Here is a 14,202-nt window from a genome sequence, read left to right on the forward strand (position 1 = left end):
CGGAACATCTCGCGGACCAGGTCGATGCCGGTGACCTCCTCGGTCACCGGGTGTTCGACCTGGAGGCGGGTGTTGACCTCCAGGAAGGAGATCGTGCCGTCCTGGCCGACGAGGAACTCCACCGTGCCGGCGCCGACGTAGCCGGCTTCCTTGAGGATGGCCTTCGACGCGCGGTACAGCTCGGCGTTCTGAGCCTGTGACAGGAAGGGGGCGGGGGCCTCCTCGACCAGCTTCTGGTGGCGTCGCTGGAGTGAGCAGTCACGGGTGGAGACGACGACCACGTTGCCGTGGGAGTCGGCCAGGCACTGGGTCTCGACGTGGCGCGGCTTGTCGAGGTAGCGCTCGACGAAGCACTCGCCGCGGCCGAAGGCGGCGAGGGCCTCACGGACCGCCGAGTCGTACAGCTCGGGCACCTCTTCGAGGGTGCGGGCGACCTTCAGGCCGCGACCGCCGCCGCCGAAGGCGGCCTTGATGGCGATCGGCAGCCCGTGCTCCCGCGCGAAGGCGACCACTTCCTCCGCACCGGAGACCGGGTCCGGGGTACCGGCGACCAGCGGGGCGCCGGCGCGCTGGGCGATGTGCCGGGCGGCGACCTTGTCACCGAGGTCGCGGATGGCCTGCGGCGGCGGGCCGATCCAGGTCAGTTGGGCGTCGATGACGGCCTGGGCGAACTCCGCGTTCTCGGACAGGAAGCCGTATCCGGGGTGGACGGCGTCCGCCCCCGAATCGGCTGCTGCCTGAAGCACCTTGGCCATGTCCAGATAGCTGGCGGCCGGGGTGTCACCGCCCAGGGCGAACGCCTCGTCGGCCGCGCGGACATGCAGAGCATCCCGGTCCGGGTCGGCGTAGACGGCTACGCTCGCGATCCCGGCGTCCCGGCAGGCACGGGCAACGCGGACAGCGATTTCGCCACGGTTGGCGATGAGCACCTTGCGCACGATGGCTCCCTCCTTGAAACAAGCTGAGTTTAGGGACTGCCGACACGGCCTTTCGACCCGTCCCCAATGGTGAGCTTGCCCACACGGAGCGTGATTCGAGGCTCGCTGACACGCGAAATCCCTTGTCGCACCACGGTACGACGGGTTCGTCCTTCGCACAGTAGCCCTCTGGTGTGGTCAAGGTCTCTGTCTGTGAACGCAGCGGGCCGCAGCGTTTCTTTGTGGAGTCCCTACGAATGGCCCAATGATTCTTTGCCGACCGACCGGGCGTGCCCGATCCCTTGCCCCCACGTTTACCGGTCAGTAGCCTCGCGGCTGTCGTACGTACTTCCGGTACACACTGGGTTGGGGGCGCCGTGGTGCGCAGACCGGTGGCCGTGGTGGCTGCGCTTGTCCTGCTGGCGGAGGCCGTCGGCATCGTCGTGCTCAACGGGATCATGGCCACCTTCGTGGACGGCCAGCGGATGTCGCTCGACGGTCTGGACACGGACGTCATGGTGAGCGCGACGTGGGGGATGGGCATAGGCACCGGTCTGCTGCTCGCCCTGGCAGGCGTGCTGCTGCTGGTCGTGGCGGTACGGGACCGGCCGCCCGGCCGCTTCACCCGCGTCCTCCTCATCGGCCTCGCCGTCCTGCACGGCGTGCTCGGCGCGCTGACGGTGGGTCTGGTCGGCTGGACCGCCTTCGCGTTCATGATGGTGGTGCTGGGACTGCTGGTGGCGTCGCTGATCGTGTACGGCAAGGAGCGGCCCGTGGACGAGCCGGAGATGCCGGCCGACCCGTCGGGCCCGGCGGGTCCCGCCGTCGACGGGGCGGCGTCGCCCGCCTGAGGCGCCCTACTCCGTCCAGAGGTCGGTGATCGAGAAGCCCAGTTCTGCCAGGAGCCTGCGCAGCAGCGGCAGCGACAGGCCGATGACGTTGCCGGCGTCGCCGTCGATGCCGTCGATGAACGGCGCGGATCGTCCGTCCAGGGTGAACGCGCCCGCCACGTGCAGCGGTTCGCCGCTCGCGACGTACGCGGCGATCTCGGCGTCCGTCGGCTCGCCGAACCGCACCGTCGTCGACGCGGTCGCCGACGCACGGCGGCCGGTCACCGTGTCGACCACGCAGTGTCCGGTCCGCAGGACGCCCGCCCTGCCGCGCATCGCCTTCCAACGGGCGGTCGCCTCCTCGGCGTCGGCGGGCTTGCCGAGCGCCTCGCCGTCGAGCTCCAGGACGGAGTCGCACCCGATCAGCAGCGCACCGGCGGCCTCGGGGCGGGCGGCCACGGCCGCGGCCTTCGCCTCCGCGAGGACGAGCGCGAGCTCGGAGGGCGTGGGCGCGGTGAGGGCGTCCTCGTCGACGCCGCTGACGATCACCTCGGGGGCGAGACCGGCCTGTCGCAGCAGGTTCAGCCGGGCGGGGGACGCGGAGGCGAGTACGAGACGGGTCATGCCGCCCATCGTAAGCGCGCGCCCATCGCCCCAGGGGCGCTTCGTCCCCGGGCGCCTGCGTCTTGATCGTCGGCCTGGTGGGGGCGCCGGTGGTGTCGGGGCGCTGCCCGTGTCCCGGGTCTCAGCTGCCGACGGGCTGAAGGTGTCCGTCGTGGGGCCTGTGGACCGCGTTCCGGGTGATGTGCCGGGGCTTGGCCCCTGGGCGCCTGCGCCTTGATCGTCGGCGGGGCTGGAGGGGTCCGCCTTCGGGGGCATCCACGGTCGCCAGGCCCGTGGAAGGCTTCGGACCCGGGCCAAGGCCGGTGTGCCGCCCAGTGGGCACGGGGTCCGGGGCTTGCCCCGGTCCGGGAAGGGGCGGGTAGGGAAAAGCTCCGCGCAGCGGCCCCGCCCCGCCTGGCCCCAACCGCCCGCCCTACGTCACCGCAGGCCCGCCGCGAACATCGCCACCACCATCGCCAGCGCCAGCACCAGGCCCGCGCGCCGCAGCATCCTCTGCATGTCGCGGAGTTCCTCGGGCGGCTCGTTCTCCGGGTCGGACCACAGCATGCCTTCGATGGTGCTGGCGCCGCGGCCCCCGCGCCTGAGTACGCGTACTCAAACCACAAAAGGGCCGGGCCCCCTGTGCGCCGGGGCCCGGCCGTTCACGCGTACCGGCACGCGTACCGGGTCTACCGCGTCACACCGGCCAGCAGCTGCGCGCCCACGCCCGCGGCCCCGGCAGGGGCCGGGTGCTGCGCGCGATACGTGCCGGGTCCGACCAGCCCTCGGGCGGCCCGGGGCCGTCGGCCGCGCCGCCCTCGATGGCCGCCGCGCGCGCCTGGACCACCGCCAGGGCGGCGGCCAGCTCCTCGGGGGTCGGGTTCCCTCGTACGACCTTGATCATCGTCTCGTCCCTCCTCGTGCCGCGGAGCCTTACAGGGGAATGTTCCCGTGCTTCTTCGGCGGCAGGCTCTCCCGCTTGGTGCGCAGCTGGCGCAGGCCCTTCACCAGCTGGGCCCGGGTCTCCGACGGCATGATCACCGCGTCGATGTAGCCGCGTTCGGCGGCCGTGTACGGGTTGAGGAGGGCATCCTCGTACTCCTGGATGAGACGGGCCCGCGTCGCCTCCTGCTCCTCGGCGCCTTCGACGGCGGCGATGGTGCGGCGGTGCAGGATGTTCACCGCGCCCTGCGCGCCCATGACGGCGATCTGCGCGGTCGGCCAGGCCAGGTTGAGGTCGGCGCCGAGATGCTTGGAGCCCATGACGTCGTACGCGCCGCCGAACGCCTTGCGGGTGATGACGGTGATCAGCGGGACCGTGGCCTCGGCGTAGGCGTAGATCAGCTTGGCGCCGCGGCGGATGATGCCGCCGTACTCCTGGTCGACGCCCGGCAGGAAGCCGGGGACGTCGACGAAGGTCAGCACGGGGACGTTGAACGCGTCGCAGGTGCGGACGAAGCGCGCGGCCTTCTCGGAGGCGTTGATGTCCAGGCAGCCGGCGAACTGCATCGGCTGGTTGGCGACGATGCCGACCGGGTAGCCCTCGATCCGGCCGAAGCCGGTGACGATGTTCGGGGCGAACATCGCCTGTGTCTCGAGGAACTCGCCCTCGTCGAGGACGTGCTCGATGACGGTGCGGATGTCGTACGGCTGGTTCGCCGAGTCCGGGATGAGCGTGTCCAGCTCGCGGTCCTCGTCGCTGACCGCGATGTCCGCCTCCTCGGGGAAGGACGGCGGCTCGGAGAGGTTGTTGGACGGCAGGTACGACAGCAGCGACTTGACGTACTCGATCGCGTCCTTCTCGTCGCCCGACATGTGGTGCGCGACACCGGAGGTGGTGTTGTGCGTGCGGGCGCCGCCCAGCTCCTCGAAGCCGACGTCCTCGCCGGTGACGGTCTTGATCACGTCCGGGCCGGTGATGAACATGTGAGAGGTCTGGTCGACCATCACCGTGAAGTCGGTGATCGCGGGGGAGTACACCGCGCCGCCCGCGCACGGGCCGACGACCAGCGAGATCTGCGGGATGACGCCGGAGGCGTGGGTGTTGCGGCGGAAGATCTCGCCGTACATGCCCAGCGCGCTGACGCCCTCCTGGATGCGGGCGCCGCCGGAGTCGTTGATGCCGATGACCGGGCAGCCGGTCTTCAGCGCGAAGTCCATCACCTTGATGATCTTCTGTCCGAACACCTCGCCGAGAGCGCCGCCGAAGACGGTGAAGTCCTGCGAGAAGACGGCGACCGGGCGGCCGTCGACCGTGCCGTAGCCGGTGACGACACCGTCCCCGTACGGCCGGGTCTTCTCGAGCCCGAAGTTGGTCGAACGGTGCCGGGCGAACTCGTCGAGCTCCACGAACGAGTCCTCGTCCAGGAGCAGCGCGATGCGCTCGCGTGCCGTCAACTTGCCTTTGGCGTGCTGCTTTTCGACAGCCCGCGCGGAGCCGGCGTGCGTCGCCTCGTCGATACGGCGCTGAAGATCCGCGATCTTGCCCGCGGTGGTGTGGATGTCGATTGCTTCCGGCTCGGACATCGGGATGCGGCTCCCTGGCTGGTCACGGGGACGGCTTACGGGGACGTACTCAAGGGGACGGTTGACGATCGTTGGCTACTGGCTCGTAGCGTATCGGCGCGGATACGGTTCGGCAGTGCGGCGTTTGCCACACCTACGCTGGCTTGCATGACGCCTCCGAATGCGCCCGAGAGCCGCTGGTCCGACCTCGACCGGCCCCCTCTGAACATCGCCGCCCTGCGCCGCGGCGTCGTCGTGCCCGGTGGTCTGTGGACCTCCCTGGACGTCGTGACGGCCACCGGCTCCACCAACTCCGACCTGGCGGCACGGGCCGCGTCCCTGCCCGAAGGCGCCGTGCTGGTCGCCGAGGAGCAGACCGCGGGGCGGGGCCGGCTGGAACGCACCTGGAGCGCGCCCCCCCGCTCCGGCCTCTTCTTCTCCGTACTCCTGTGGCCCGGCGCCGATGTGCCGGTGACCCGCTGGGGCTGGCTGCCGCTGCTCGCCGGCGTCGCCGCCGCGAGCGGACTCGCACGGGCCGCGGGCGTCGACATGTCCCTCAAATGGCCTAACGACCTGCTGGTCACCGTGGACGGTCACGAACGCAAGACCGGCGGCATCCTCCTGGAGCGCGCCGGTGACGACGCGGTGGTGCTCGGCATCGGCATCAACGTGTCGCTCCGCGCCGACGAGCTGCCCGTCCCGGAGGCGGGCTCGCTGGGCCTCGCGAACGCCGTGTCCACGGACCGCGACCCGCTGCTGCGGGCCGTGCTGCGCTCGCTGGAGAAGTGGTACACCGACTGGCGCACCGTCGTCGGCGACCCCGCGGCCTGCGGGCTCCAGGAGGCGTACGTGGCGGGCTGCGCCACCTTGGGCCGCCAGGTGCGTGCCGAGCTGCCCGGCGGCACGGCCGTCACCGGCGAGGCGGTCGCCCTGGACGGCGACGGCAGGCTGGTGCTGGCCACCGGGAGCGGGGAGCGGCAGCCCGTGAGCGCGGGGGACATCGTGCACCTGCGGCCGGCGGGCTGACGGGGGCCGGGCGCCCGCGGACGGGACCGCCCCGGACGTCCTCGGTCGCCGGGACGTGAGCTGGGGCACACCTGCCGTATCGTTGAGGCGATCGCGCGACAGATCGGCAGGGCATTGCGCAGGGAACGGGCAGGAGGCGGCTGGTGACCGTCGACGACACCACTTCCGGCGCGGGCGCGCAGCCGCCGTCGGACGGCTCTTCCGGCGCGTCCGCCTCTTCGTCGGGGCAGGGGGCCTCGGGCTCCGCCGGGGCCTCGGGTTCCGCTTCGGGTTTCGCGGCGGGGGCGTCGGGCTCCGCTTCGGAGGCCGGCGGGACTTCGGGTTCCGCTTCGGGGACCGGCGGGACTTCGGGTTCCGCTTCGGGGACCGGCGAGACCTCGGGTTCCGCTTCGGGGACCTCGGGCTCGGGCACGTCCGGGCCGGCGCAGCACACGCCCCACCACGAGGTCGACCACACGGCGGAGCCGTCCGACGATCCGCTGGCCATCCGCCTGGAACAGCTGATCCTCGGCGCCGAGCGGCGCTACACCGCCTTCCAGGCAGCGCGTACCGCCGGCGTCTCCATGGAGCTCGCCGCCCGCTTCTGGCGGGCCATGGGCTTCGCCGACATCGGGCAGGCGAAGGCCCTCACAGAGGCGGACGTGCTCGCCCTGCGGCGGCTGGCCGGTCTGGTGGAGGCGGGCCTGCTCAGTGAGCCGATGGCGGTCCAGGTCGCCCGCTCGACCGGGCAGACCACCGCCCGGCTCGCCGACTGGCAGATCGACTCCTTCCTGGAGGGGCTGACCGAGCCGCCGGAGCCCGGCATGACCCGCACCGAGGTCACGTATCCGCTGGTCGAGCTGCTGCTGCCGGAGCTCGAGGAGTTCCTGGTCTACGTCTGGCGGCGGCAGCTGGCGGCCGCGACCGGCCGGGTCGTGCAGGCCGCGGACGACGAGGAGATGGTCGACCGACGCCTGGCCGTCGCCTTCGCCGACCTCGTCGGCTTCACCCGGCTGACGCGCCGGCTGGAGGAGGAGGAGCTCGGCGAGCTCGTCGAGTCGTTCGAGACCACCTGTGCGGACCTGGTCGCCGCGCACAGCGGCCGGCTGATCAAGACCCTCGGCGACGAGGTCCTGTACGCGGCGGACGACGCCGGTACGGCGGCGGAGATCGCCCTCCGTCTCATCGAGACGATGACCGACGACGAATCAATGCCGGCCCTGCGGGTCGGCATCGCCTTCGGCACGGTCACCACGCGCATGGGCGACGTCTTCGGTACGACGGTCAACCTGGCGAGCCGGCTGACGTCGATAGCGCCGAAGGACGCGCTGCTGGTGGACGGGGCGTTCGCCGAGGAACTGATCCGGACCGGCGACGCGCCGGCCTCCGAGGCGGAGGCGGCGGAGGAAGCGGCCAAGGCGGAGAAGGAGGGGCGGGTGGTGCCGACGTACCGGTTCGCACTCCAGCCGATGTGGCAGCGGCCGGTGCGGGGGCTCGGCGTGGTGGAGCCGTGGCTGCTGACGCGGAGGCCGACCTGAGGGTGGGGCGGTGACGCGGGCGTGGCCCGCGCCCGGTGGGCCTGCGCCCTACTCCCGCCTGGCGGTCTGGCGGTTCCTGCGGTCCTGCGGTCCTGGCGGCCACGGGTTACCCCGCCCCGCCTTTCTGGTCCGGGGCGCGCCCCGGACCCCGTACGGCCTTCGGCCGTGCCCTCAAACGCCGGGCAGGCTCCTGTGGAGCGCCGCTGGGGCAGCCCCCACGGCCGCCCAGGCCGTAGCGGGAGATGGGGTGCGGACGCCCGGGGCTGAGCCCCGCCACGCGGCGGAGCCGCACCTCGGTGGTCCGCCGCGACGAGGACGACACCTACGGTGCGGCGGGAAGGGGCGGGGAGGGGAACAGCCCGCCGCAGGCGGGCCGCCCGCGACGCGCCCCGCATATGATCCGGTGAACCATCGTTAACCGGGAGGGTGCCCCATGTCGGAGTCCGAGCAGCGGTTCGGGGAATTCGTCGCCATCCGCAAGCACGCGCACGGCCACGTCGCCGAGCTCGTCCTGGACCGCCCCAAGGCCATGAACGCCGTCTCCACCGAGATGGCACGCTCCATCCGGGCCGCCTGTGACGCGCTCGCGGCGGACCGCGAGGTGCGGGTGGGTGTGGTGAGCTCCACCAGTGACCGCGCGTTCTGCGTCGGCGCCGATCTGAAGGAACGCAACTCCTTCTCTGACGCCGACCTGTCGCGGCAGCGGCCGACCACCCGCGGCGCGTACACCGGGGTGCTGGAGCTGCCGATGCCGACCGTCGCCGCCGTGCACGGCTTCGCGCTCGGCGGGGGGTTCGAGCTGGCGCTGTCGTGCGACGTGATCGTCGCCGACGCGACCGCGGTCGTCGGTCTGCCCGAGGTGTCCGTCGGTGTCATCCCCGGCGGTGGCGGCACGCAGTTGCTGCCCCGCAGGGTCGGGGCCGCCCGTGCCGCGGAGCTCGTCTTCACGGCACGGCGCGTGGAGGCCGTGGAGGCAAGGGAGTTGGGGCTGGTCGACGTCCTCGCGGAGGACGCCCGTACCGAGGCGCTCGCCCTCGCGGCCCGGATGGCCGCGAACTCGCCGGTGGGGTTGCGCAACGCGAAGAAGGCCATGCGGCTCGGGCACGGGCTCGACCTGCGCGCCGGTCTCGAGGTCGAGGACGCGGCGTGGCGGGCGACGGCGTTCTCCGGGGACCGGGCGGAGGGCGTCGCCGCGTTCAACGAGAAGCGGAAGCCGCAGTGGCCCGGCGAGTGAGGACGGGCGCGAGCGTGCGGGGGAGGGCGGCCGCACAGGTTGGCGACCCGGCCCCTTCCAACTGATCAAATCGGCCGAAACCTACCTAAGCTGGGTGGATGGCTGTGGATGGGCGGTTGCGAGCCGTAGTGGCGCTGGCGCAGGCGATGGCCGCGGCTCAGACGCCGCAGGAGTCCTGGCGTGCGGCGGCCGTCGGCGCCTGCGGCGCGCTCGCCGGGTCCTTCGCGGCGCTGTCCGTGTGGGAACGGGAGCGCGGACGGCTGCGGGTGCTGGTGAACGTGGGCGAACGCGCGCCGGAGGAGGAGGAGTTCCCCGAGTCCGAGGCGTATCCGGTGAACCGTTTCCCCGAGATCACCGAGTTCCTCCACGAACGCTGGGCCGGCGGCGGTGAGCCGGAGGCATGGGTGGAGACGGCGGCGGGTCCGGCGACACCCGGACGCGGCTACGGCCGCCAGGGGGCACCTCCCACGGACGCAGTCCTGTGGGGGAGGGTCGCCGCGCTGCGCCGGCGCGGCCGTGGATGCTGCGTCGTCGCGCCGATCGTGCTGCACGGCAGGGCGTGGGGGGAGCTGTACGTGGCCCGGCCGGAGGCGGCGGCGGTGTTCGACAGGGAGGACGCCGATTTCGCGACCGTCCTGGCCTCCGTCGTGGCGGCCGGTATCGCCCAGACCGAGCGGCTCGAGGAGGTCCGCAAGCTCGCGTTCACCGACCCCCTCACCGGGCTCGCCAACCGCCGCGCGGTGGACACGCGGCTCGACGAGGCGCTGGAGCGGCACCGGTCGGACGGTGCGGTCGTCAGCCTGGTGGTGTGCGACGTCAACGGGCTGAAGCGGGTGAACGACACCCAGGGGCACGCGGTCGGTGACCGCCTGCTGGAACGGTTCGGCTCCGTCCTGTCGCTGTGCGGGGCCATGCTGCCGGGCGCGCTGGCCGCCCGGCTCGGCGGTGACGAGTTCTGTCTGGTCACGGTGGGCCCGTCTGCCGACGAGGTGGTCGATGTCGCCGGCCAACTGTGCGTCCGGGCGAAGGATTTGGAGCTGGGGGAGGGGGTCGCCTGCGGCGTCGCGTCGACGGGCGACCCGATCGGCGAGGTGCGCTCCGCCCGGCGGCTCTTCCGGTTGGCGGACGCCGCCCAGTACCGGGCCAAGGCGGCGCGCTCCCCGAAACCGGTGGTGGCCGGCCGGGACGGCACCGTGATGCGACTCGCCGACTCGCCGCCGCGCTCCCCGCAGGACCGCCGCCGCTTCCGTGACGCGCGTCCGGAGGAGTCCCGGGGGGAACCGTGGAGCGAGCCCTGACTGACGCGGTGCCGCGCGTGCGAGAGGAGTCCCGGCCGTGAGGGAGGGCCCGGCGGTCGGGTACCGGCCGGTAAGGGGTCAACATGCCCACCAGTGGTGACAGGTTTGGATTCAATCCGTACGCTGCTGAATATGGATATGCAAACAGTCGTGGTGGGGACGTTCGGTACCACCGCCGATGACGTCATCGCCGTGGCCCGCCACGGCGCCCGCATCGAACTCTCCGGCGAGGCCCTCGCCGCCCTTGCCGACGCCCGCGCGATCGTGGACGCGCTGGCCGCCAGGCCCGAGCCCGTCTACGGCGTCTCCACCGGTTTCGGCGCCCTCGCCACCCGTCACATCAGCCCGGAACTCCGCGCCCGGCTGCAGCGCAACATCGTGCGCTCGCACGCCGCGGGCATGGGACCGCGCGTCGAGCGCGAGGTCGTCCGCGCGCTGATGTTCCTCCGCCTGAAGACCGTCTGCTCCGGCCGCACCGGCGTGCGCCCCGAGGTCGCGCAGACCATGGCCGCCGTGCTGAACGCGGGCATCACGCCCGTCGTTCACGAGTACGGCTCCCTCGGCTGCTCCGGCGACCTCGCCCCGCTGTCCCACTGCGCCCTCGCACTCATGGGCGAGGGCGACGCCGAGGGCCCCGACGGTACCGTGCGCCCCGCGGGCGAGCTGCTCGCCGAGCACGGCATCGCGCCGGTCGAGCTGCGTGAGAAGGAGGGCCTCGCGCTTCTCAACGGCACCGACGGCATGCTCGGCATGCTGGTCATGGCCCTCGCGGACCTCGAGCGCCTCTACAAGTCCGCCGACATCATCGCCGCCCTGACGCTGGAGGCATTGCTCGGCACCGAGAAGGTCCTCGCACCGGAACTGCACGCCATCCGTCCCCACCCCGGGCAGGGCGCCGCCGCGGCGAACATGCTGGCCGTACTGAAGGGCTCCGGGCTCACCGGCCACTTCCAGGAGGAAGAGGCGCCCCGCGTGCAGGACGCCTACTCGGTGCGCTGCGCTCCGCAGGTCGCCGGCGCCGGGCGCGACACCATGGCCCACGCCCGGCTGGTCGCGGATCGCGAGCTGGCCTCCGCCGTCGACAACCCGGTCGTGCTCCCCGACGGCCGTGTCGAGTCCAACGGCAACTTCCACGGCGCTCCCGTCGCCTACGCGCTCGACTTCCTCGCCATCGCCGCCGCCGACCTCGGCTCGATCGCGGAGCGCCGCACCGACCGGCTCCTGGACAAGAACCGCAGCCACGGCCTGCCGCCGTTCCTCGCGGACGACGCGGGCGTCGACTCCGGCCTGATGATCGCCCAGTACACGCAGGCCGCCCTGGTCGGCGAGATGAAGCGGCTCGCCGTCCCCGCCTCCGCCGACTCCATCCCCTCCTCCGCCATGCAGGAGGACCACGTGTCCATGGGCTGGTCCGCCGCCCGGAAGCTGCGTACCGCCGTCGGCAACCTGGGCAGGATCATCGCCGTCGAGCTGTACGCGGCGACCCGCGCCATCGAGCTGCGCCGCCACCTCACCCCGGCCCCCGCCTCGCAGGCCGCCATCGAGGCGCTGCGTGCGGCAGGCGTCCGGGGCCCCGGCCCCGACCGCTTCCTGGCACCCGACCTGGAGGCGGCGGACGCTTTCGTGCGGGACGGGCTCCTCGTCGCCGCCGTCGAGCCGGTGACCGGCCCACTGGCCTGACGCCGCGGCATGCAGCACGTGGGCCGCCCCCGCCGTCACGGCGGGGGCGGCCCGCTGTGCCGGGGACCGTCAGACGGTGCCGGATGCGCCCCTGCGCATCGAGAAGCCGACGAAGCCCGCCCCGACGGCGAGGCATGCCGAACCGCCGATCACGTACGGGGTGGTGTCCGGGGTGCCCGTCTCGGCCAGCAGCAGCCGCTCCTGGCCGGCCTGCTCGGTCACCGTGCCGGAGGAGGCGCCGGCCGGCCGTTCCTCGGCCGGATCCTCGGCAGTGGCGTTCGCCGAGGGAACGAACCACAGCGCGCACAGCAGTGTCCCTGCGGCAGTGGCGGTGAGCAGCGGTCGACGTGCGACTGACACGGAGTCGGTCCCCCTTGGTGCATCCTGGGATTGGCCGGTGGGCAGATGCTAGTGAACGCAGCGGGTCGTGGGAAAGCCGTGGGCCCCGAGCCATACCCTCCGTCGTATGACCGGCTCTGAGACATCACGCTATGTGCGGCTACGAGTGGAATTGGTGATCGAGGTCGACGACTCCGGGGCGCTGACCGGTGCGGCGCTCGAGCGGATCGCCGACGACGAGTTCATGCCCGATGCGGAGCGGACGCATGCGCAGTCCGCGGTGCGCGAGGACGTCGCGGAGGCCCTGGCCTATCTCGTGGACCCGTTCGACCTGGTCAGTCAGGTCCCCGGGATCGAGCTGGCCCAGGCGTCCTGGAGCAGCGAGGAGATCGAGTACGACCCGGACTCCGACGACTGGGAACTGGACGCCGACGACGATGACGACGCGGTGGGCGGTTACGGAGGCGGCCCCGACGGTTACCCGCTGCTCGGCACCGAAGGGGACGACCCGCGGACCTAGCGCACGCGATGTGCCGCAGATCGCACGAGCGGGGACATGCGGCGGGCTTCGGGCCCCGGTCGGCCGGGAAGGCGAACCGGGGCCCGCTCCGTCCCGTGCCGTAGTGGCGGGGCGACGATCGAAGAAGTGAAACCCGGACCGGGCGAGGTGCAACCGATGAGGCGGACACGGCGTCGATCAGTTCGGTGGGGAGTACGTCCGGCGGCCGGGGGTCCTCGGACGTGCTCGACGAGTGTTGTTCCCCACATCTTTTACCGATGTGGAACCGGATGACCTGAAATGGGAGTTGTCCGTAGTGGTTGATCAGGGGACTCGGCAGCGATGGAGAAGCGTGTGATGACGGACAGCAAGCGGCGCAGCGGCCTCAAGGTCGCATCCGCGGTGCTCGGGGGTGTGCTGGTCCTGTCGGCCTGCAACGGCGGGGAAGACAAGGATGCGGCTGCCGGGAACACGAAGACGTCACAGGCGCAGATAGACGAGGCCGCTGCCAAGGAGGTCTCGAAGGCGCAAATAGCGATCAAGCCCGAGAACGGCGCGACGAACGCGAGCATCAACAACGCGGCCGAGGTCACCGTCGCCGACGGCACGCTGACCGAGGTCACCATGACGACCAAGGAGGGCACCCCGGTCGCGGGGACCCTCGCGGCCGACGGCAAGAGCTGGAAGCCGGACGCCCAGCTCGAGCGCTCCACCACGTACAAGATCTCCGCCACGGCCAAGGACGCCGCCGGCCTGGAGGCGCACGAGAACACGTCGTTCACCACCGTCTCGCCCGACAACAGCTTCATCGGCTACTTCACGCCGGAGGACGGCTCCACCGTCGGCGTCGGCATGCCCGTCTCGATCAAGTTCAACAAGGCGATCGCGGACCGCAAGGCCGTGCAGTCCGCGATCACCGTCGACTCCAGCAGCGGCCAGGAGATCGTCGGCCACTGGTTCAACAGCCAGCGCCTGGACTTCCGCCCCGACCAGTACTGGACCGAGAACTCCACCGTCACGCTCAAGCTCGCCCTGGACGGCGTCGAGGGCGCCGAGGGCGTGTACGGCGTCCAGGAGAAGACGGTCACCTTCAAGGTCGGCCGCAACCAGGTCTCCACCGTCGACGCCGCCACCAAGACCATGACGGTCACCCAGGACGGCAAGACGGTCAAGACCATCCCGATCTCCGCCGGCTCGCCGGAGACCCCGACCTACAACGGTCAGATGGTGATCTCCGAGAAGTTCAAGGAGACCCGGATGAACGGTGCGACGGTCGGCTTCACCGACGACGACGGCAAGGGCGAGTACGACATCAAGGACGTGCCGCACGCCATGCGGCTGTCCACGTCGGGCACCTTCATCCACGGCAACTACTGGGGCCCCGACTCGGTCTTCGGCAGCGCCAACACCAGCCACGGCTGCGTCGGTCTGAACGACGTCAAGGGCGCCGGCGACCCGAACCAGCCCGCCGCCTGGTTCTACGACAACTCGCTCATCGGTGACGTCGTCATCGTCAAGAACTCCAAGGACACCACCATCAAGCCGGACAACGGCCTGAACGGCTGGAACATGGACTGGGCGCAGTGGAAGGCCGGCTCCGCCGTCTGACCCACCCCGTGACCCGTACGGTGGCGGCACCCGCGAAGGGCGCCGCCACCGCTGCGTTTCCGGCCCCCGGCGGCGCGTTCCGGCCCCCGGCCCCTGCCGTCCGCTCCGGCCCCCGGCCACGGCGGTGCCGCGGCGATATTCCGAGC

14 protein-coding genes are annotated in these 14,202 nt (G+C 71.9%); 8 read left to right on the forward strand and 6 right to left on the reverse strand.

The window, feature by feature from the left end:
• A partial coding sequence (locus AB0903_RS11520; protein WP_366701452.1) for a biotin carboxylase N-terminal domain-containing protein occupies positions 1 to 938 on the reverse strand: 938 nt, incomplete at its 3' end.
• Between the two features lie 380 nt (positions 939 to 1,318).
• On the opposite strand from AB0903_RS11520, the gene AB0903_RS11525 reads away from it, so the two are divergent.
• The gene (locus AB0903_RS11525; protein WP_366701454.1) at positions 1,319 to 1,768 is read left to right on the forward strand and encodes a hypothetical protein; all 450 of its coding nucleotides are present in this window, start codon (positions 1,319 to 1,321) and stop codon (positions 1,766 to 1,768) included.
• Between the two features lie 6 nt (positions 1,769 to 1,774).
• Here the strand turns inward: AB0903_RS11525 and AB0903_RS11530 are convergent, their stop codons facing one another.
• The 4 genes from AB0903_RS11530 to AB0903_RS11545 form a co-directional block, all read right to left on the reverse strand.
• A complete protein-coding gene (locus tag AB0903_RS11530; RefSeq protein WP_366701456.1) occupies positions 1,775 to 2,380 on the reverse strand; it encodes a nucleoside triphosphate pyrophosphatase in 606 nt (201 codons plus the stop codon).
• A 408-nt stretch (positions 2,381 to 2,788) separates the two neighbouring features.
• Positions 2,789 to 2,917 carry a hypothetical protein gene (locus AB0903_RS11535; RefSeq protein WP_366701458.1) on the reverse strand — a complete coding sequence of 43 codons (129 nt, stop codon included), beginning with the start codon at positions 2,915 to 2,917 and terminating at the stop codon, positions 2,789 to 2,791.
• 130 nt (positions 2,918 to 3,047) lie between these two features.
• On the reverse strand, positions 3,048 to 3,254 hold the full coding sequence (locus AB0903_RS11540; protein ID WP_366701460.1) for an acyl-CoA carboxylase subunit epsilon: 207 nt from the start codon (positions 3,252 to 3,254) through the stop codon (positions 3,048 to 3,050).
• Between the two features lie 29 nt (positions 3,255 to 3,283).
• On the reverse strand, positions 3,284 to 4,876 hold the full coding sequence (locus tag AB0903_RS11545) for an acyl-CoA carboxylase subunit beta (RefSeq protein ID WP_366701462.1): 1,593 nt from the start codon (positions 4,874 to 4,876) through the stop codon (positions 3,284 to 3,286).
• A gap of 147 nt (positions 4,877 to 5,023) precedes the next feature.
• Between AB0903_RS11545 and AB0903_RS11550 the strand changes: the two genes are divergently transcribed.
• The 5 genes from AB0903_RS11550 to hutH all read left to right on the forward strand — a co-directional run bounded on the left by AB0903_RS11550 (position 5,024) and on the right by hutH (position 11,610).
• Complete coding sequence (locus tag AB0903_RS11550) at positions 5,024 to 5,881, forward strand: biotin--[acetyl-CoA-carboxylase] ligase (protein ID WP_366701464.1); 858 nt, start codon at positions 5,024 to 5,026, stop codon at positions 5,879 to 5,881.
• A 143-nt stretch (positions 5,882 to 6,024) separates the two neighbouring features.
• Positions 6,025 to 7,398, forward strand: coding sequence for an adenylate/guanylate cyclase domain-containing protein (locus AB0903_RS11555; RefSeq protein ID WP_366701466.1), 1,374 nt, complete (start codon positions 6,025 to 6,027; stop codon positions 7,396 to 7,398).
• A 433-nt stretch (positions 7,399 to 7,831) separates the two neighbouring features.
• Positions 7,832 to 8,632, forward strand: a complete 801-nt coding sequence (locus AB0903_RS11560) for an enoyl-CoA hydratase-related protein (protein WP_366701468.1) — start codon at positions 7,832 to 7,834, stop codon at positions 8,630 to 8,632.
• 98 nt (positions 8,633 to 8,730) lie between these two features.
• Positions 8,731 to 9,930: a sensor domain-containing diguanylate cyclase gene (locus AB0903_RS11565; RefSeq protein ID WP_366701470.1), complete on the forward strand. Its 1,200-nt coding sequence runs from the start codon at positions 8,731 to 8,733 to the stop codon at positions 9,928 to 9,930.
• A 138-nt stretch (positions 9,931 to 10,068) separates the two neighbouring features.
• Complete coding sequence (gene hutH / locus AB0903_RS11570; RefSeq protein ID WP_366701739.1) at positions 10,069 to 11,610, forward strand: histidine ammonia-lyase; 1,542 nt, start codon at positions 10,069 to 10,071, stop codon at positions 11,608 to 11,610.
• A 69-nt stretch (positions 11,611 to 11,679) separates the two neighbouring features.
• Here hutH and AB0903_RS11575 read toward each other — a convergent pair whose 3' ends face one another.
• Positions 11,680 to 11,970: an LAETG motif-containing sortase-dependent surface protein gene (locus AB0903_RS11575; RefSeq protein WP_366701472.1), complete on the reverse strand. Its 291-nt coding sequence runs from the start codon at positions 11,968 to 11,970 to the stop codon at positions 11,680 to 11,682.
• Positions 11,971 to 12,076: 106 nt separating this feature from the next.
• On the opposite strand from AB0903_RS11575, the gene AB0903_RS11580 reads away from it, so the two are divergent.
• Together AB0903_RS11580 and AB0903_RS11585 are read left to right on the forward strand one after the other, a co-directional pair.
• Complete coding sequence (locus AB0903_RS11580; RefSeq protein ID WP_366701474.1) at positions 12,077 to 12,469, forward strand: hypothetical protein; 393 nt, start codon at positions 12,077 to 12,079, stop codon at positions 12,467 to 12,469.
• Between the two features lie 321 nt (positions 12,470 to 12,790).
• Positions 12,791 to 14,056, forward strand: coding sequence for an Ig-like domain-containing protein (locus tag AB0903_RS11585; RefSeq protein ID WP_366701476.1), 1,266 nt, complete (start codon positions 12,791 to 12,793; stop codon positions 14,054 to 14,056).
• Positions 14,057 to 14,202: the final 146 nt, after the last annotated feature.

It is taken from the genome of Streptomyces sp. NPDC048389, assembly GCF_040706335.1.
Taxonomy (GTDB): Bacteria; Actinomycetota; Actinomycetes; order Streptomycetales; family Streptomycetaceae; genus Streptomyces.

Excerpts from the sequence above, each read along its gene's own strand:
- AB0903_RS11530 (WP_366701456.1), bottom strand. The coding sequence starts at position 2,380 with ATGGGCGGCATGACCCGTCTCGTACTCGCCTCCGCGTCCCCCGCCCGG.
- AB0903_RS11535 (WP_366701458.1), bottom strand. The coding sequence starts at position 2,917 with ATGCTGTGGTCCGACCCGGAGAACGAGCCGCCCGAGGAACTCCGCGAC.
- AB0903_RS11540 (WP_366701460.1), bottom strand. The coding sequence starts at position 3,254 with ATGATCAAGGTCGTACGAGGGAACCCGACCCCCGAGGAGCTGGCCGCC.
- AB0903_RS11545 (WP_366701462.1), bottom strand. The coding sequence starts at position 4,876 with ATGTCCGAGCCGGAAGCAATCGACATCCACACCACCGCGGGCAAGATC.
- AB0903_RS11550 (WP_366701464.1), top strand. The coding sequence starts at position 5,024 with ATGACGCCTCCGAATGCGCCCGAGAGCCGCTGGTCCGACCTCGACCGG.
- AB0903_RS11560 (WP_366701468.1), top strand. The coding sequence starts at position 7,832 with ATGTCGGAGTCCGAGCAGCGGTTCGGGGAATTCGTCGCCATCCGCAAG.
- AB0903_RS11565 (WP_366701470.1), top strand. The coding sequence starts at position 8,731 with ATGGCTGTGGATGGGCGGTTGCGAGCCGTAGTGGCGCTGGCGCAGGCG.
- hutH (WP_366701739.1), top strand. The coding sequence starts at position 10,069 with ATGCAAACAGTCGTGGTGGGGACGTTCGGTACCACCGCCGATGACGTC.
- AB0903_RS11580 (WP_366701474.1), top strand. The coding sequence starts at position 12,077 with ATGACCGGCTCTGAGACATCACGCTATGTGCGGCTACGAGTGGAATTG.
- AB0903_RS11585 (WP_366701476.1), top strand. The coding sequence starts at position 12,791 with ATGGAGAAGCGTGTGATGACGGACAGCAAGCGGCGCAGCGGCCTCAAG.